This window comes from Cupriavidus sp. (genome assembly GCF_057315035.1).
Genome location: NZ_DBHKYV010000073.1, coordinates 1 through 19002, shown reverse-complemented (window position 1 = coordinate 19002; position 19002 = coordinate 1). Strand labels below are relative to the sequence as shown.

The 19002-nt window shown below is 64.0% G+C and carries 15 protein-coding genes; 11 read left to right on the top strand and 4 right to left on the bottom strand.

Translation table 11 applies throughout. The annotated features are described in order from the left end of the window. Positions 1-136: 136 nt before the first annotated feature. Positions 137-856, bottom strand: coding sequence for an SDR family NAD(P)-dependent oxidoreductase (locus ACO550_RS39050; protein WP_315598570.1), 720 nt, complete (start codon positions 854-856; stop codon positions 137-139). 157 nt (positions 857-1013) lie between these two features. Between ACO550_RS39050 and ACO550_RS39045 the strand changes: the two genes are divergently transcribed. After that, a complete protein-coding gene (locus tag ACO550_RS39045) occupies positions 1014-1901 on the top strand; it encodes an EamA family transporter (RefSeq protein ID WP_485995168.1) in 888 nt (295 codons plus the stop codon). A 14-nt stretch (positions 1902-1915) separates the two neighbouring features. Here the strand turns inward: ACO550_RS39045 and ACO550_RS39040 are convergent, their stop codons facing one another. Then, positions 1916-2539 carry a GNAT family N-acetyltransferase gene (locus tag ACO550_RS39040; RefSeq protein ID WP_315598572.1) on the bottom strand — a complete coding sequence of 208 codons (624 nt, stop codon included), beginning with the start codon at positions 2537-2539 and terminating at the stop codon, positions 1916-1918. A gap of 88 nt (positions 2540-2627) precedes the next feature. Here ACO550_RS39040 and ACO550_RS39035 point away from each other — a divergent pair, with 88 nt between their 5' ends. From ACO550_RS39035 to ACO550_RS38990, 10 genes are all read left to right on the top strand, one after another. Next, positions 2628-3101: a winged helix-turn-helix transcriptional regulator gene (locus ACO550_RS39035; RefSeq protein ID WP_315598573.1), complete on the top strand. Its 474-nt coding sequence runs from the start codon at positions 2628-2630 to the stop codon at positions 3099-3101. Positions 3102-3461: 360 nt separating this feature from the next. Continuing rightward, positions 3462-4775 carry an MFS transporter gene (locus tag ACO550_RS39030; RefSeq protein ID WP_315598574.1) on the top strand — a complete coding sequence of 438 codons (1314 nt, stop codon included), beginning with the start codon at positions 3462-3464 and terminating at the stop codon, positions 4773-4775. A 47-nt stretch (positions 4776-4822) separates the two neighbouring features. After that, complete coding sequence (gene nirB / locus ACO550_RS39025; RefSeq protein WP_315598575.1) at positions 4823-7384, top strand: nitrite reductase large subunit NirB; 2562 nt, start codon at positions 4823-4825, stop codon at positions 7382-7384. Positions 7385-7399: 15 nt separating this feature from the next. Next, positions 7400-7783, top strand: a complete 384-nt coding sequence (nirD, locus tag ACO550_RS39020; protein ID WP_315598576.1) for a nitrite reductase small subunit NirD — start codon at positions 7400-7402, stop codon at positions 7781-7783. Positions 7784-7825: 42 nt separating this feature from the next. After that, a complete protein-coding gene (locus ACO550_RS39015) occupies positions 7826-9067 on the top strand; it encodes an NAD(P)/FAD-dependent oxidoreductase (RefSeq protein WP_315598577.1) in 1242 nt (413 codons plus the stop codon). 46 nt (positions 9068-9113) lie between these two features. Next, positions 9114-11849 carry a molybdopterin-dependent oxidoreductase gene (locus ACO550_RS39010; RefSeq protein ID WP_315598578.1) on the top strand — a complete coding sequence of 912 codons (2736 nt, stop codon included), beginning with the start codon at positions 9114-9116 and terminating at the stop codon, positions 11847-11849. Between the two features lie 123 nt (positions 11850-11972). Continuing rightward, the gene (locus tag ACO550_RS39005; protein WP_315598579.1) at positions 11973-12599 is read left to right on the top strand and encodes a helix-turn-helix transcriptional regulator; all 627 of its coding nucleotides are present in this window, start codon (positions 11973-11975) and stop codon (positions 12597-12599) included. After that, positions 12589-13587 carry an ornithine cyclodeaminase family protein gene (locus ACO550_RS39000; RefSeq protein ID WP_315598580.1) on the top strand — a complete coding sequence of 333 codons (999 nt, stop codon included), beginning with the start codon at positions 12589-12591 and terminating at the stop codon, positions 13585-13587. The genes ACO550_RS39005 and ACO550_RS39000 overlap by 11 nt, the downstream gene beginning before the upstream one ends. Before the next feature lie 24 nt (positions 13588-13611). Then, entirely contained in the window at positions 13612-14580 is a 969-nt protein-coding gene (locus tag ACO550_RS38995) for a threo-3-hydroxy-L-aspartate ammonia-lyase (protein WP_315598581.1), read from the top strand. Between the two features lie 176 nt (positions 14581-14756). Continuing rightward, positions 14757-15173, top strand: coding sequence for a hypothetical protein (locus ACO550_RS38990; RefSeq protein WP_315598582.1), 417 nt, complete (start codon positions 14757-14759; stop codon positions 15171-15173). Between the two features lie 12 nt (positions 15174-15185). Here ACO550_RS38990 and mdtD read toward each other — a convergent pair whose 3' ends face one another. Beyond that, positions 15186-16628 (bottom strand): multidrug transporter subunit MdtD, encoded by a 1443-nt coding sequence (mdtD, locus tag ACO550_RS38985; protein ID WP_485995167.1) that lies wholly within the window; start codon positions 16626-16628, stop codon positions 15186-15188. Positions 16629-16713: 85 nt separating this feature from the next. Beyond that, positions 16714-18825 (bottom strand): TonB-dependent receptor domain-containing protein, encoded by a 2112-nt coding sequence (locus tag ACO550_RS38980; protein WP_315598584.1) that lies wholly within the window; start codon positions 18823-18825, stop codon positions 16714-16716. Positions 18826-19002 lie beyond the last annotated feature (177 nt).

The window sequence follows — 19002 nt, the reverse complement described above, 5'->3', positions numbered from 1 at the left end:
CGGATATGGCTACCACTTTCGTCCCAAAGATAGCCCCTACAGAGGAGAAGCGGGAGAAGGGCGTGCCGCGCACGCCGCGCTATCCATCCCCGGCCTGAAGTCCGAGGTTTCTCGCGCAGCATGATGAACTCGCCGCTCAACTCAAGCCATCCAGCACCATATGTTGCCCGTGGATCGCGTCGGCCGCGTCGGATGCCAAAAAGGCAACCGCGCGAGCCGCGGCGCCAGTGGACACCCATAGCGCCGGATTGGCCGACGGCATTGCATGACGGTTTGCAGGCGTATCGAGAATGCTGGGCGCAATGCTATTGACGTTGATGCCCGAGCCGCGCACTTCATACGACAGGCTTTCCACCAGCCGCTGCAATGCGCTCTTCGATGCGGCGTAGGCGCCCATCGTTGCCGCCCCACTGGCCGCGCCCCGCGCAGACACCGCGACCACCTTGCCGTGGCGCTGGAAGGTCATGGCCGGGATGAAATGACCGGTCACGGCGACGAACGACCACGCATTCAGGTCCATCATGCGCAGCCACGATTCGCGGCTCAATGCATGGGTAGGCTCACCCATTTCGAATCCACCCGCCACGTGTACCAGTACATCGACGGTACCGAACGCGTCGAGAATGGTAGCCGCCACAGGCGCCATGGCCGTGTCGGACGTGACATCGGCAGCGTGCAGCAGCGTACCGCCGTGATCGGGCTCCGGATGGGCGAAGACGCTTTGCAGGTGCTGCAGGTCGCGGTCGATCAGCGCCAGCCGCGCGCCTTCGGCGGCAAATCGGCTGGCTACCGCACGGCCCAGCGCGCCTGCCGCGCCAGTAATCACGACATGACGACGGGCAGCTTTCGCTTCCATGGTGAACTCCGGGATTGAGGTCTCTCAACCATAGTGCGTCCGGCGGCGTCCGCAAATGCTGCAGCGCGACCAACTGTACAGCGGTCGGCACCCTAATCTGTGTATGGCACGCTGCCCACGGTTGGTGCAAGATGCCGCACCGCCCGCTTTCGGGTTCATGATTTCCCCAGGACAAGAATTGCCTCTCACCCGTATCAAGCAAAGCGACACCTTGTTGGCGGTACTGGCGCTGATCGCCTCCATGGCATCGCTGTGTATCGGAACGTCGTTTGCCAAGAGTCTGTTTGGTGCCGTCGGCGCGCAAGGCACGGTTGCGCTCCGGGTCGGCTTCGCCGCGCTGATCCTGATTGCAGTCTGGCGCCCATGGCGCTTTCCGCTATCCGGCAATCATGCGCGCGCCATCGCGTTGTATGGCGCCGCTCTGGGTGCCACGAATCTGCTGTTCTATATGTCGCTGCGCACGATCCCGCTGGGACTGGCAATCGCGATCGAATTCACCGGCCCGTTGACCGTGGCCGTATTGTCCTCGCGCCGGGCCATCGACTTCCTGTGGATTGCCTGTGCCGTTGCCGGCCTGGTGCTGCTGCTACCGCTGGGCGAGGCCGCAACCCATCTCGACCCTGTCGGCATCGGCTTTGCCCTGGCAGCCGGTGTCGGCTGGGCCCTCTACATTGTGTTTGGCCAGATGGCTGGCAATGCGCATGGCGGCCAGGCCACCTCGCTGGGGATGACCATGGCGGCGCTCGTCGCGTTGCCGTTCGGCGTGGCCCACGCGGGCACGGAACTGTTCAGTCCCGCATTGCTGATGTCCGGACTAGCGGTCGGCCTGATGTCGAGCGCGATTCCCTATTCGCTGGAGATGGTCGCGCTGAAACGGCTGCCGCGCCGGACCTTTGGCATTTTGCTAAGCCTGGAACCCGCGATGGGGGCGCTGGCTGGACTGGCATTCCTGCACGAACAGTTGACCGCGATCCAGTGGGTAGCGATCGCCGCCATTATCACGGCATCGATCGGGTGCACCGTAACGTCGCGCGGCAAGGCATAGCCTTTCTTTTTATTTCAGTTCGCTGCAAACCAGTCGCGCGGCAGCCAGTGGTCTCCTGCCTGCCGCTGGGCACGCGCGTCTTGTAGCGACAGGTTGACCTCGTGAAGATAGCTGTCGTCGGGATTGCGGCGCGTTGAAAAGCCGCAATCGCGCATGATGGCCAACATGCGACGGTTCTCACTCAACACATCGCCGCGCATGCCCTGCAACTGGCTGGCGCGGGCCATCTGCTGCAAGCGCCGGATCAAGCGGCGCCCCAGTCCCTGGCCCTGCCAGTCGTCGGCCACGACCACGGCAAGTTCGGCAACGTCATCGGCATTGACCACGTACTCGGCGTTGGCGACGATCGATTCCGCGCCATCTTCATTGCGCGTGACAACCACAACTGCCGCGTCACGGCCTGGCCGGTGGCTGACAAAGCCTTGGATGGTCTCGTCGGAAATTCTTCCTCCGGTCAGGAAGCGGAAGTAGCGGCTTTCCCGCGACAGGCCATCGATAAACGCCCGCAGTCCAGTCTGGTCCGCCGCCCGCACGCTCCGCAGCGTCAACTGGCTGCCACCGCGCGCCGTCCAGCTTTCCTCGCCAATGCCGGCTCCTGCCGCGCTGTCGACGTCTTGCCCTATTGCGCTGCTTCCCATGACCTACCCCTGACTACATTTTCCGTAGGCAGAACTATAGTCGAAACCCTGACTTTTGCAAATGAAGTTAGGGTGCTATGCTCAAGCCATGAATACGCCGCCGCCATCCGACTTCGCACAGTGCTCGATTGCCGCCACGCTTTCGCTGATCGGCGAAAAGTGGACAATTCTTATCTTGCGCGATGTGTTTTCCGGGGTGCGACGATTCGACGAGTTCCTTGAACGTCTGCAGTGTTCGCCGGCCGTGCTGTCTGCCCGGCTCAAGACCCTGACCGAGGCGGGACTGCTGCGCAAGGTTGGCTACCGGGAGCCCGGCGAACGCGAGCGTTTCGCCTACCATCCGACCCGCGCGGCAGTCGAACTGCTGCCAGTGATCGTTGGCCTGATGCAATGGGGCGACTCCCATATGAAGCCCGATGGCCAGGGTCCGGCAGAGATCCGCTCGCGCGTCACGGGCCTGAAGGTTCGCGCTGCCCTGATCGACGAAGCCAACCAACCGGTTGCGCCATCGGATATGCAACTGGTTTCGCTCCTTACCGCTCCAACCTCGGACGACACGTGAACTGAACGCGTCGCCAAAGCACCGTCTCCATTTTCCCCGCCGCTCGCCGCGCACCGTCCGCAATCATTGCACTGCACCATAGCCGTGCCAACGCCCAACTCTGGCGCTGCACCATGATGCATAAACATGCACCTGACTGCACCTAAAGTCGGATTTCGCGCGCATAAAGCTCCCAAACCATCACCCAACGGACCTGGCACACCGCTTGCGATATAAAGCGCGGGCCGGTCAACGGCGACCAGCCCACCCCCACACACCGGCTCGCTATGCCATGTAGCGGACCGTCAGGACAACGGCGTCCCCAGAACTGGCACTACCTTGCCAGGCTCTCGGGACGCTTTTTGTTTTTGGAGCAAAAGCATGAACGGCAAAGCCACCCGGATCGATCTGCTGAGTCTGAAGACCCCGCAGATGCGCGCCTTCCACCTGACGTGGATGGCGTTCTTCGTCTGCTTCTTCGCGTGGTTTGCCTGCGCACCTCTGATGCCGGTGCTCAAGGGCGAGTTTGGCCTGACCCCGGGCCAGATTGCCAACATCAACATTGCCGCGGTGGCGGTCACGATCCTGGTGCGCCTGGTGATTGGCCCGATGTGCGACCGCTTCGGACCGCGCAAGACCTACACCGGCCTGCTGGCCATCGGCGCAATTCCGGTGATCGGCGTGGCGTTCGCCCAGAACTACGAAACCTTCCTGTTCTTCCGCCTGCTGATCGGCGCGGTTGGCGCGAGCTTCGTCATCACGCAGTACCACACCTCGGTGATGTTCGCGCCGAACGTGGTGGGCACCGCCAATGCGGCTTCGGCAGGCTGGGGCAACGCCGGCGGTGGCGCCGCGCAAGCCGCGATGCCGCTGCTGCTGGCCGCCGTGCTGTTCCTGGGCGTCGATCATGCACTGGGCTGGCGCGTGGCGCTGATCGTGCCGGGCGTGCTGATGCTGATCATGGCCGTCGTCTACTGGCGCTTCACGCAGGACTGCCCGGAAGGCAACTTCTCGGACCTGCGCGCCCGCGGCATCGCCGTCAGCGGCGGCAAGGGCGGCGGCGGTTGGGCCAGCTTCCGTGCTGCCAGCGCCAATTACCGCGTCTGGATGCTGTTCATCACGTATGGCGCGTGCTTTGGCGTCGAGATCTTTATCCACAACGTGGCCGCTACGTTTTATGTGGACCGCTTCGGCCTGTCGCTGTCCGCCGCCGGCATGGCAGCAGCAAGCTTCGGCCTGCTGGCGCTGTTTGCACGCGCACTGGGCGGCTATGTCTCGGACCGCTTCGCAAAGCACCGCGGTCTCGATGCGCGCTCGATCGTGCTGTTCGTGTTCATTCTCGGCGAAGGCCTGGGCCTACTGGCGTTTGCACATGCCTCGGGCGTGGTCACGGCCATTGCCGCGATGCTGATGTTCGGCCTGTTCACGCACATGGCCTGTGGCGCCACGTATGCACTGGTGCCGTTTATCGATCGCAAGGCGCTGGGCGGTGTGGCCGGGATCATCGGCGCGGGCGGCAACGTAGGCGCGGTGGCCGCGGGCTTCCTGATGAAGGGCCTCGGCGACCTGCAACAGACACTGACGTACCTGGGCGTGGCCGCCACGCTGGCCGCACTGTGCGCCATTGCCGTGCGCTTCAGCGCCGAGCACAAGGCCCGCGAGCAAGCCCTGTATGACAGCGCGCTAGCCAACTGATTCACCAGAACCACAAAAGACATCCCCATCCGGACAAGGAAAGCATCATGAAGATCATCATCGTCGGGCACGGCATGGTCGGCCACAAGTTCCTGGAATGCCTGGCCGAAGCCGGCGCACAGGATCTCGAAGTGACGGTGCTCTGCGAGGAACCGCGCCCCGCGTACGATCGCGTGCACCTGTCTGAATTCTTCGCAGGCAAGTCCGCCGACGACCTGTCGCTGGTACCGCAGGGGTTCTTCGACCAGCACAACAACATGTTGCTGCGCCTGAACGCCAAGGCCACCGCAATCGACACCGCGGCCAGGACGGTGACCACCTCCACTGGCGAGACGCTGTCCTACGACAAGCTCGTACTGGCCACCGGTTCGTATCCGTTCGTGCCGCCGCTGCCGGGCAAGGACCGCAAGGACACCTTTGTCTATCGCACCATCGAAGACCTCGAAGCGATGCTCGAATGCGGCCAGCGCGCGAAGTCGGGCGTGGTGATCGGCGGCGGGCTGCTGGGTCTGGAATGCGCGAAGGCCCTGCGCGACATGAATCTGGAAACGCACGTGGTCGAGTTCGCGCCGCGCCTGATGGCGGTGCAGGTCGATGACGGTGGCGGCCGCATGCTGCGCCAGAAGATCGAAGAACTCGGCGTCAAGGCCCATACCGGCAAGAACACGGTCGAGATCGTCGATGGCGAGGATGGTACGCATCGCATGAACTTTGCCGACGGTACGCACCTGGACACCGACATGATCGTGTTCTCGGCCGGCATCCGTCCGCGCGACGAACTGGCGCGCGAAAGCGGCCTGGGCATTGGTCCGCGCGGCGGCATCGTGATCGACAACAACTGCCTGACGTCTGATCCGCACATCTATGCGATTGGCGAATGCGCGCTGTGGGACGGCAAGATCTACGGCCTGGTAGCCCCGGGCTACGACATGGCCCGCGTGGCCGCACGCCATCTGCGCGGCGAAGCCGCCGAGTTCGGCGGTGCGGACATGAGCACCAAGCTCAAGCTGATGGGCGTGGACGTGGCCAGCATCGGGGACCCGCACGGCAACGTGCCGGGCAGCCGCTCGTACCAGTTCACCGACGAACGCAAGCAGGTCTACAAGAAGCTCGTGGTTTCCGATTGCGGCAAGTTCCTGCTGGGCGGTGTGCTGGTCGGCGATGCCGCCGAGTACGGCACGCTGCTGCAGATGATGCTGAACCGTATCGAGCTGCCGGAGTCGCCCGAGTTCCTGATCCTGCCGTCATCCGACGGCCAGGCCAAGCCCGCGCTGGGTGCCGACGCACTGCCCGATGGCGCGCAGATCTGCTCGTGCAACAACGTCAGCAAGGGCCAGATCTGTGCCGCCGTGACCGACGGCGCCACCACCATCGGCGCGCTGAAGTCGTGCACCAAGGCCGGCACCGCCTGCGGTGGCTGCGTGCCGCTGGTCACGCAGATCATGAAGGCCGAGATGAAGAAGCAAGGCATGGCGGTCAACAACCATGTCTGCGAGCACTTCCCGTATTCGCGCCAGGAGCTCTACCACCTGGTGCGCGTGGGCAAGTTCAAGACGTTCGACGACCTGCTGGCCGCGCATGGCAAGGGCCTGGGCTGCGACATCTGCAAGCCCACCATCGGCAGCATCCTGGCCTCGTGCTGGAACGAGTTCGTGCTCAAGGAAGAACACGCGAGCCTGCAGGATTCGAACGACTATTTCCTGGCCAACATCCAGAAGGACGGCACGTACTCGGTGGTGCCGCGCATGCCGGGCGGCGAAGTGACGCCCGACGGCCTGATCGCCGTGGGACAGGTTGCCAAGAAGTACGGCCTGTACACCAAGATCACCGGTGGCGCGCGCGTCGACATGTTTGGTGCGCGTCTTGAAGAGCTGCCGCTGATCTGGGAAGAACTGGTGGCCGCCGGCTTTGAATCGGGTCACGCCTACGGCAAGTCGCTGCGCACGGTGAAATCGTGCGTCGGCTCCACGTGGTGCCGCTATGGCGTGGACGATTCGGTGGGCCTCGCCATCGATATCGAGAACCGCTACAAGGGCCTGCGCGCGCCGCACAAGATCAAGTTCGGCGTCTCGGGTTGCACGCGCGAATGCGCCGAAGCGCAAGGCAAGGATGTCGGCATCATCGCCACGGAAAAGGGCTGGAACCTCTATGTATGCGGCAATGGCGGCATGAAGCCGCGCCATGCCGAACTGCTGGCCGGTGACCTGGACCGTGAAACGCTGATCCGCTACGTCGACCGCTTCCTGATGTTCTACGTGCGCACCGCCGACCGCTTGCAACGCACCAGCACCTGGCGCGACAACCTCGAAGGCGGCCTGGACTACCTGAAGTCCGTGGTCATCGACGACAAGCTTGGCATCGGCGCCGAACTCGAAGCCGAAATGCAGCACGTGGTGGACACCTACGAAGACGAGTGGAAGAAGGCGATCACCAATCCGGAAACGCGCAAGCGCTTCCGCCACTTCGTCAACAGCGACATGCGCGACGACAACCTGGTCTTCCTCGAGGAGCGCGGCCAGATTCGTCCCGCCACGCCGGAGGAACGGAACTTGCAGCGTTCCAGACTGAGCCACATTCCCGTGGTCGCCGTGCCCGCAAATGCAGCCTGAAACAAGGAGAACGTGATGAGCCAAGCCCACCATCCTGAAACCTGGACCGCGATTTGCACCTTGCGCGATATCGTGCCCAATACTGGTGTTTGTGCACTGGTCGATAAACAGCAGGTAGCGGTGTTCCGTATCGGCCACGGCGACCAGGTCTACGCGATTGCCAACTTCGACCCCAACTCGCAGGCCAATGTGCTGTCGCGCGGCCTGGTTGGCAGCCTCGGCGAGCGCGTCGTGGTCGCGTCGCCGATCTACAAGCACCACTTCGACCTGCGCACCGGCGAATGCCTGGAAGCGCCCGAGCACTCGGTCGATGCGTACGCCGCCCGGGTCTATGATGGCAAGGTGTGGGTAGCCGCATCCGTGGTGCTGCGCGAAGCCGAGGAAGAACTGGCCGCCTGACCCCTTGATATCCCACCTCGTCCACGCCAAGAGGAAGTGCTCATGACGCCCCCCGCCACCCCACAGGCCAAGCCGCGCCTCGTCGTCGTAGGCAACGGCATGGCCGGCATGCGCACGGTCGAGGAACTGCTCAAGCTCGCGCCGGACCTGTATGACATCACGGTGTTCGGCGCCGAGCCGCACGGCAACTACAACCGTATCCTGCTGTCCCCGGTGTTGGCCGGCGAGAAGACCGTCGACGACATCATGCTCAATAAGCGCGAATGGTATGCGCAGAACGGCATCGAACTGCTGGCCGGCGACCCCGTGGTGGCCATCGACCGGCCGCGCCGCCTGGTGCGCTCGGCGTCGGGCAAGGAAGTCCGCTACGACCGCCTGTTGCTGGCTACCGGCTCCCTGCCCTTCATCATTCCCGTTCCCGGCCATACGCTCGACGGCGTGATTGCGTTCCGCGATATCCAGGACGTGGAAACCATGCTGCATGCCGCGCGCAACCATCGCCACGCGGTGGTGATCGGCGGCGGCCTGCTTGGCCTGGAAGCCGCCAACGGCCTGATGCGCCAGGGCATGGATGTCACCGTCGTGCATCTGGCCGACACGCTGATGGAACGCCAGCTCGACAAGCCGGCCGCCGGTCTGTTGAAGGTGGCGCTCGAACGCAAGGGCCTGCGCTTCCTGCTGAGCGCGCAGACCGCCGGCATCCTCGGCGATGAACGCGTGACCGGCGTGCTGTTCAAGGACGGTACGCAGATTCCGGCCGACCTCGTGGTCATGACCGCGGGCGTGCGTCCGAATATCGAACTGGCCGCCAGCGCCGGTCTGCGCTGCGAACGCGCGATCGTGGTCGACGACACGCTGCAAACGTTCGACCCACGCATTTATGCCGTGGGCGAATGCGTGCAGCATCGCCAGGCCACGTTCGGTCTGGTGGCACCCATCTGGGACCAGGCGCGCGTGTGCGCCGCGCATCTGGCGGGCGCCGGACATCGCCGCTATGTGCAGCAAGCCACCGCCACCAAGCTCAAGGTGACCGGGGTGGACCTGTACTCCGCCGGCGATTTCATTGGCGGCGACGACAGCGAAGACCTGGTGCTGCGCGATCCGCGCCGCGGCGTCTACAAGCGGCTGGTGTTGCAGCATGGCCGGCTGGTGGGTGCCGTGCTCTACGGCGACGTCAAGGACGGCCCCTGGTATTTCGACCTGATCCAGTCCGGCAAACCTGTTGGCGCGCTGCGGCAGCGCCTGTTGTTTGGCCAGGCGCAATGCGAGGCCCTGGCTGCGTGATCCCGCCCCGGCCACGCACACTGCCAACGACCGAAGAGATTTACCTGTGAACCTGTCCGATATCGCGGTGGTTGCCACCACCCCCACCAAGACTGTCTCAACCACGTGCCCGTACTGTGGCGTGGGTTGCGGTGTGCGCGCCACCGTGCGCGCCGATGGCCAGGTCGAAGTGCAAGGCGACGCCGACCACGCTTCGAACTTCGGACGCCTGTGCGTCAAGGGCTCCGCGCTTGGCGATACGCTCGACCTCGATGGCCGCCTGCTGCATCCGCAACTGCGCGCCGTCGACGGTTCACTGCAGCGGGCAAGCTGGGATGAAGCACTCGACAAGGTGGCCAAGGGCTTTGCCGATGTGATTGCGAAGCACGGACCCGATGCCGTGGCGTTGTACGTGTCCGGCCAGATCCTGACCGAGGACTACTACATCGCCAACAAGCTGATGAAGGGCTTTATCGGCTCGGCCAACATCGACACCAATTCGCGCCTGTGCATGTCGTCGGCCGTGGCCGGCCACAAGCGTGCGTTTGGTGAAGACCTCGTGCCATGCAGCTACGAAGACCTCGAGCAAGCTGACCTGGTGGTCCTGACCGGTTCCAATACCGCATGGTGCCACCCGATCCTGTTCCAGCGCCTGACGCGCGCCAAGGAAGCGCGGCCCGACATGAAGATCGTGGCCATCGATCCGCGCCGCACCGCCACCTGCGAGCTGGCCGACCTGCACCTGCCGCTGCGTGCCGGCACCGATGTGCGCCTGTTCAACGGCCTGTTGAGCTACCTCGCCCGTCACGGCCATGCCGACAAGGATTTTATCGATGCCCACACCAGCGGCCTTGATGATGCGCTGTCCGCAGCCGCCGACAGTGCGGACATCGCCGCCCTCGCCCGTGCCTGCAAGCTCGATCCGCAGGACGTGCAGACGTTCTTCGAACTGTTCGCAAGCACCCCGAAGGTCATCACCGCATTCTCGATGGGCGTGAACCAGTCGTCGTCGGGAACGGACAAGGTCAACAGCATCATCAACTGCCACTTGCTGACCGGCCGCATCGGCCGTGCCGGCATGGGTCCGTTCTCACTGACGGGCCAGCCCAATGCCATGGGTGGCCGCGAAGTGGGCGGCCTGGCCAATATGCTGGCCGCGCATATGGAACTGGCCAACCCGGTACATCGCGATATCGTGCAGGACTTCTGGCAGTCGCCTGCCATGGCCGACAAGCCCGGCCTCAAGGCGGTCGACCTGTTCGAGGCCATCGAGCAAGGCAAGGTCAAGGCTGTATGGGTGATCGCCACCAATCCGGTGGTCAGCCTGCCTGACGCCGACCAGGCACGCCGCGCACTTGCGCAATGCGAGTTCGTGGTCAGCTCCGACGTGGTGACACGCACCGACACCAACGATGCGGCCCACGTGCTGCTGCCCGCGCTGGGCTGGGGCGAGAAGGACGGCACGGTGACCAATTCCGAGCGCCGCATTTCGCGCCAGCGTGCGTTCCTGCCCGCGCCGGGCGAAGCACGCGCCGACTGGGACATCCTGTGCGACGTGGCACGCCGCATGGGCTTTGCGGGCTTCGACTATGCGGGCCAGCACGAGATCTTCGACGAGCATGCGCGGCTCAGCGCGTGGCGTAACGGCACCGACGATACCCGCGAAGCGCCGCGCATGTTCGATATCGGCGGTCTGGCCGGGCTGGGCAAGGACGACTACGACGATTTCGAACCAGTGCAATGGCCTGTGCGCGCAGCCACGCCGCACGGTACGCAGCGGCTGTTCGAGGACGGTCGCTATGCGTTTGGCGATGGCCGCGCGCGTTTTGTGGCCACCGCGGCGCGCGCACCGGCCAACACGACCGATGACGAGTTTCCGCTGATTCTCAATACGGGACGCGTGCGCGACCAATGGCACACCATGACCCGCACGGGCAAGGCCGCGCGGCTGTCCGATCATATTCCCGAGCCGTTCGTCGACATGCATCCGCAAGATGCTTTGCTGTGCGGTGTTGGCGAAGGCAAGCTCGCGCGCGTGTCGAGCCGCTGGGGTGCCATGGTGGCACGTGTGCGCTTTGGCGGCGGCATTCCACGCGGCAGCGTGTTCGTGCCGATCCACTGGAACGACCAGTTCAGTTCCGATGCACGCGTTGGTGCCGTGGTCAATCCCGTGGTCGATCCGGTTTCGGGCGAGCCCGAGTTCAAGCACACGCCGGTGCATGTGGAAGAGTTCCGCGTATCGTGGCATGGCTTCGTGCTGAGTCGCACGGCATTGTCCGCCGAAGCGTTGACGTACTGGACGCGCATCCAGGGCAAGCAGTTCCATCGCTATGAATTCGCCGGACGCGACACCATCGATGACCGCGCCGCATGGGCGCGCGAGTTGCTGGGCGTACAGGATCCGGATGCCGACTGGCTCGAATACGAAGACCGCACCGCAGGCGTCTATCACGCCGGGTACGTCGTCAACGACCAGTTGCAGGCGTGCGTCTACGTTTCCACGCGCGCCGACCTGCCTTCGCGTGCATGGCTGTCGCAACTGTTCGGGCAGGAGGCCCTTGCCGATACCGACCGTATCGGCCTGCTGCTGGGCCAGCCGCTCGAAAAGACTGCCGACGCTGGACCAACGGTCTGCTCGTGCTTTGGCGTGGGCCGCAACACGATCTGCGACGCCGTGCGGCAGCACGATCTCAAGACGCCGGCCGAGATCACGGCTTGCGTGAAGGCCGGCGGCAATTGCGGGTCTTGCGTGCCGGAACTGCGCAAGCTGCTGGTGGAGATCCGCGTGGCGGAAACGGCCTGAAGTTGCTGTAAAGCCGGCAAGGCGTGGCGGTCATGTGGCCCCCACGCCTTTTTCTTATCCATTTATTGACATTTAGTCCAGTGTTATACAAACTGTATGGCAATGATTGCGAGACCATTTGCCATGCCGGAACGGACCGACGAACAGCGCCTGCTGCTCGAACAGATCAAGCAGATTGCCGACGGGCTGGGCCAGACGCTGGCCCCGTTCTGCGAGATCGTGGTGCACGATCTGCTGGAGCCCGGCCAGTCGATCCTGGCGATCCACAACAATCTTTCCGGACGTGGCGTGGGCGATCCCACCACAGAGCTTGGCGAGGCCCGCATCACCGATCCGCACTATCCGCAAATCCTGGCCAACTACGCAAACCAGTTCGCTGATGGGCGCCAGGCCAAGAGCACGTCGATCGGCATCAAGGACAGTACTGGCCGCTACGTCGCGGCACTCTGCATGAACGTGGACCTGACGCTGTTCCGCAGCCTGCAGATGGCGATGGGCCAGTTCGTGCAGACTGCGACGGAGGGTCCCAAGGAAACGCTCGATCCGGCCGGCACCGACGCGCTGCGCGCCCGCATCGACGCCTTTGCCGCCCGCCTCGCCACCACGCCGCGCTCGCTGAAAACCGACGAACGGCGTGCGCTGCTGGGCGAACTCAAGGCCTCCGGCCTGCTCGACATCCGTCGGGCCATGGAAACCATTGCGGCACATCTTGGTGTGTCGCGCGCCACCGTCTACAGCTATGCACGCTAGTTCAACCCACTCCACCAATACCGCCGCCGCGCAACTGTTGCTGCTCGACAAGCATGCCGTGGAAGCCGCACTGGTACCAGACGACGTACTGGCCGCCGTGCGCGAAGCATTCGTGCTGCACAGCCACCGCGAGGGCCGCGTGTTTCCGGTGATTCGCGAAAAGCTCGCCACCGGCGGCGTGTTCGGTATCAAGGCCGGGGACGTTGGCCGGCAAGGCCTGCTGGGTTTCAAGGCCGCCGGCTTCTGGCCCGGCAACCGCGAGCGCGGCGGTGAACCGCATCAAGCCACCATCCTGTTGATCGATCCCGCCACCGGGCGCCCCATTTGCATGCTCGACGGCAACGCGATTACCACGGCGCGCACCGGGGCCGCGGGCGGCATCGGACTGCAGGCACTGGCGCGCCAGGACAGCAGGCGTGTCTGCATCTTTGGTACCGGCGTGCAGGCTCGGGTACAGCTCAGCTATGCCCTGCGCCTCATGCCAACGCTTACCGATGTGCGCTATGTCAGTGCCAGCGGCACGCCGAGCGCCAGCTTCGAGGCCGAGTTTGCCGGACGCTGCAATCTGGCCCTGGCCACCGACCGCAACGCAGCAGTGGCCGACAGCGATGTCGTGATTACCGCAACGCCCGGTAAGGGCGCGCTGTTCGATGCCGATGCGGTGCAAGCCGGGACGCATTTCACATGCGTGGGCGCCGATACCGCGGGCAAGCGCGAGCTGCCGCCGGGAGTTCTCGAACGCGCGCGCATCGTCGTCGACGATCTGGATCAGGCGCGCAGCATTGGCGAATGCCAGTGGGCACAGGATGAAACCTGCATCGAGATTGGCGACTTGCTGACAGGCGCCGCCGCCATCGAGCGACAGCCCGCCGACATCACCGTATTCGACATGACCGGCCTGGCCCTGCAGGACCTGACCGTCGCCCGCTTTCTTCACGAACGAGCCCTGGCCAACGGCGCTGGCACGCGCCTGGCGTGGCCCTGGTAAACCGCATCCACTCACACCACTACCATGACGACCCTGCCATTGCCTACCTACGCCGACGTCGAAGCCGCTGCCGGACGCATTGAAGGCTACGCCAACCGCACCCCGGTCAATACTTCGCGCACGCTCAACGAGCTGCTCGGCGCTGAAGTCTTCTTCAAATGCGAGAACTTCCAGCGCATGGGCGCCTTCAAGTTCCGTGGCGCCTTCAATTCGCTGGCAAAGTTCACACCTGAACAGCGCAAGGGCGGCGTGGTGGCGTTCTCGTCGGGCAACCATGCGCAGGGCATTGCGCTGTCGGCAAAGCTGCTCGGCATGCCGGCCACGATCGTAATGCCGCACGACGCGCCGGCCGCCAAGATCGCCGCCACCAAAGGCTACGGTGCCAACGTGGTGATCTACGATCGCTACAAGGAAGACCGCGAAGCCATCGGCCGCGACCTTGCCCAGAAGCACGGCATGACGCTGATCCCGCCGTACGACCATCCCGATGTGCTGTCTGGCCAGGGCACCGCGGCCAAGGAGTTGTTCGAGGAAGTGGGCGCACTTGACGCACTGTTCACGCCGCTCGGCGGTGGTGGCCTGCTGTCCGGCACCGCGCTGACCACACGCGCGCTGGCACCGCAATGCCAGCTCTATGGCGTGGAGCCCGAAGCCGGCAATGACGGCCAGCAATCATTCCGCAGCGGATCGATCGTGCATATCGACACGCCAAAGACCATTGCCGACGGCGCGCAGACGCAGCATCTGGGCAACTATACGTTCGCGATCATCAAGCGCGACGTCAACGACATCCTCACCGCGTCCGACCAGCAACTCGTTGAAGCCATGCGTTTCTTCGCCGAACGCATGAAGATGATCGTCGAGCCCACCGGCTGCCTGGGCCTGGCGGCGGTGCTGCAGATGAAGGAAGCCCTCAAGGGCAAGCGCGTAGGCGTGATCATCAGCGGCGGCAACGTCGATATCGCACGGTTCTGCGAGTTGATGGTGGCGTAAGCATCGTCATGCCCCCCCCGGTTGTCTCCCCTCTCCCGCGCTGCGGGAGAGGGGAGCAAAATCACGGGTATTTCAATCGCCGATGTTTCGGACATTTATGATTCTGAAAAGGCAGAAACTGCAATAACATCCGATCCCACGTCACGCCTGACGCAGGCCTAGTCAGAGGGATCTCATTGAAGCTGTTCAACCTGAAGCCCAAAGTTCCAGCAGTATTCACCGCGGACCGTTACGTCATTGCCCAGGTCACCCTCTATCTGCTGTCGGTCGGCATGACATTTACCGCGCTGATGCAGATTCATGCGGCATTCGGCGGTTCCAACGAATTCGATTCAGCACTGGTCGACCGGATGGGATCCTATGTCCACCCAGCCGTTTTCAACCTGTTCATCGGCGCGGGACTTTTCTATCTCTCGAACCAGTTGCAACGCGACCCGACCGGCGCGATCTGGACGCTTAGTGTCGGCGCGCTGTCGATGCAACTGCTGCTGTCGTTGATCGAACTGCTGTGGAATTTCGATGTGATGCCAGTCGTGATCGTCAGCATGCAGATCCTCGGCTTGGGCTCACTGTTCGTCGGCCGCAATCACTGAGCCAGCATCACATCACACCTCTTCCGATGGCTGGGCCCTGGCCGTGGTTGCCTTCTCTGGATTGAGTTGCATGAAGATCCACGCCGAGGCCGAGGTAATCAGCCCCACGCAGATGAACGTGGCATGAAACGCCGGCAGGACATCGAAGTGGTGCGAGCCGATCCCCGCCTGGAACGTGGCCAGCAGTGCGCCAGCCGAAGTCACGGCCAGGCTCATCGACAGCATCTGGATCATCGACAGCATGCTGTTGCCGCTACTGGCGTTCACACCGCTCAGATCCTTGAGCGTGACGGTGTTCATGGCCGTGAACTGGATCGAATTGACGGCGCCGAAGATCACCAGCTGCAGCAGCGTCAGCGGTGGCGGCCTAGTCGGCGAGATCAGCGCGAACGATGCCATCACCAGACCCACGACAAACGTGTTGGTCACCAGCACGCGCCGGTAACCATGGCGTTCGATCAGCCACGTGGCCAGCCGCTTCGAGGCCATTCCGGCCACGGTGATCGGCACCATCATCATGCCGGCATCGAATGGCGAGTAGTTCAGGCTGACCTGCAGGGTCAGCGGAATCAGGAACGGCATGGCGCCATTGCCGATCCGCGCGAACAGGTTGCCGAGCAGGCCAACGCTGAACGCGTGGATCTTGAACAGCGTGAGCGGGAACAGCGGCATCTGGCTCTTGTTCGCATGCAGCACATACGCGGTCAGCGCGGCCATGCTGGCGATAAACAGCATCAGCACGGTGGCATGCTGGAAGCCCATGCCGGCCAGTCCGTCGAGCGAAAACGACAGCGTTACCATCGCGATCGCCAAGAACGCGTAGCCGGCAACGTCGAAACGTCCGATACCGGGCAGCCTGGCGTTCGGCATGAAACGGACCGTAGCCAGCGCGCCGATCACCCCGACCGGTACATTGATCAGGAAAATCCAGTGCCACGAGAACGTCTGCGTGATCCAGCCCCCGAGGGTCGGGCCGATCAGCGGTCCGATCATGCCCGGGATTGCCACGAAGCTCAGCGCTTGCAGATATTGCTCACGCGGAAAGGTACGCAGCACCGACAGCCGCCCCACCGGTAGCAGCATCGCACCGCCCGCACCTTGCACCACGCGCGCCGCGGTCAGCATCGGCAGGCTTGGCGCCCATGCACAGAGCAACGATCCCAGTACGAACAGTCCGATGGCGGTCTGGAAGATGGTCCGCGTACCAAAGCGGTCGGCCAGCCAGCCCGAAGCCGGAATGATCACGGCCATCGTCAGCGAGTAGGCAATGATGACCGACTGCATGCGCAGCGGACTTTCGCCAAGGCTGCGCGCCATCGACGGCAGCGCCGTGTTGACGATGGTCGAGTCGAGCGTCTGCATGAAGAACCCCACTGCGACCACCCATAGCATGATGCGCAGCTTGGGATCCTGGGGCATGGAGGAAGTCGGGACGGGAGGCGTGGCTAACGACATGGCGGGGGCACATTGGCACCGGCTAAAACCGCAACCTTAGGCGCGTGGCAACGCGTTGGCAAGTCAATGCCACGAAGATCGCCCATCACATCGAGGCCCGCAGCCCGACAAAGAAGCGGCGCCCGGGCGCCGGCTCGTAGTATCGTCCGTTGGCTTCATTGACGATGACGGAGCCGATATAGTGCCGGTCGGCCACGTTGTCGATGCGTCCGAACACATAGAGCTGCGTGGCTCCCAGCTTGAACGTGTAGCCGGTCTTGAGGTTGAAGATGAAGTAGCCCGGCGCGGCCTGGGTATTGAGATCGTCCGCATAGACCTTGCTGTCGGCCTTGGCCTCCACACCCACCATCCACTGGCCCCATGGCCGGTATGCAAGCTCGGCGCCAAAGCTGTGCCGCGCCGTGCCGGGCAGGCGATTGCCAGCAGCCACCGTGGCGCCCTGTGCGTTTACGAACGATTCACCGAAATACGCGTCCAGGTACGTATACCCGAGCCCGGCCGTCAGGCGCTGTGCGGCTCCGAACGCGCCGCGCCAGCCCAGTTCCAGCCCGCGCCGCCGCACGCCATTGACGTTCTGGTAGACCGCGCGGCCATTGTCGTTCGATAGCGGCACGATCTCATGATGACTGTCGGCATCGAACAGCGCCGCCTCCAGCCTCTGTCCCCCCGACTGCCATTTCACGCCAATCTCGCCCTGGCGGCTCGTGGACGCCTGGAGGCCAAGGTTGGTGCCTACGCCGCCAGGCCCATAGGCCACCTCGGTCAGCGTGGGCGTTTCAAAGCCGCGCCCCAGGTTGGCGTAAACATTCAGCGTTTCCTGCGCATGCCAGACCACGCCAAGGACCGGGCTGACGTTGTGATAGGTGGATGTCCCGCTGTCGTCGGGGCTCGCAGGCGTCACGAAATGATCGTCGATACGCAGCCGGACCATGCTCGCACGCAGGCCGCCCACGAGTTCCCATGCGGGATGCACGGTCCAGTTGAACTGCGCATAGGCCCCATAGTCGGACGCCTCGTCAGTCTCGTCGCGCCGCAAAGCGCCCTGCTGGCCGTTGTCGTTGACATAGCCATGCCGCGCATCGCGCATGCCATTGGCCTCGATACCCGCGGTCCACTGCAGCGGCAAGCCGTTGGCCGTGGTCTTGTGCGTCCATGACAATGCACCGCCGCCATAGGTCCGGTCCAGGTCGACGATGCCACCCGCCGAACTCGGTGCCGCGCCGCTGAAGCCCAGGCGCTGGGTCAACTGGCGCCCTCCGCCGTAGAGCCGGAAGTTCAGGCTGTCCTTTTCGCCAAGCTGATGTTCGATCACCACGCCGGCCTGCGTCTGCTCCACGTCCTTGCCGGTATTGAACTGCGTGGCGGCAGCAATCGACTGGCGCGGATTGGCTTCGGCCTGGGCGCGTGTGAGCCCGAGCGGGTCTTGCGCCAGCGGCTGGTTGAAATAGTTGAACTGGCCCGTAATCTTCGTGGCGGCGGTGGGTTGCGCCACGACCTTGGCATTGAGCTGATAGCGGCGCGCGGCACTATGGTCGCGGTAGCCGTCGGTCTGGTAGGTCCACGCATCGAGCGTGGCACCAAGCCGGTCATTGCCGCCGCCCAGCGCCACGCCAGCCTGCCACTGGCCGTCGGAGCCGAAGCCGGTCGAGGCCCGCCCCGTGAACCCCGATTTCGGCGGATCGGGCGTGAACATCTGTACCACCCCGCCCGACGCATTGCCATACATCTGCGCAAACGGGCCGCGTAGTACTTCCACACGGCTTGCATTGGCCAGGTCGAACGTCGACGCCTGCCCCTGGCCATCGGGCATGGTGGCCGGAATGCCGTCGACGAACAGCCGCACACCTCGCACCCCAAATGTCGAACGGCTACCAAAGCCGCGCACGGCGATCTGCAAATCCTGGGAATAGTTCTGGCGGTCGCGTACGGCGATGCCGGGGCTGGTGAGCGTCAGTTCCGACAGGCTTACCAGTGGCGAGGGCGCCGTGAATGGATCGACAGGAATGCTGTCGATGGCGGCAGGCGCATCGAAGCGCCGCTGCTCATTGCGGCTCGCGCTGACCACCACGTCGGGCAACGTGGTTTCATCGGCATCGGCCGGTGCCGAGAACAGCATGGCCGGCGGCACCATCAGCCAGGCAGCCGCCCGGCGACGGCGCTTGAACAAGGAAGTCAGGGACCTGCCGGCAGCGTGCATGGGGGCGCGTTCCGAAAAGTAGACACCTCACACGCGCCCATCGCGCGTGGCGCATAGTCTACTCCCAGTTACACCGCCCCCGCTGTCAGGCAAACCCCGACCGCGCCGACGTCAGTTCCCGCTGCCGACCAGCGTGCGGGCTTCCACGACCTTGTCGCGGTAGGCCTCGAAGATCTG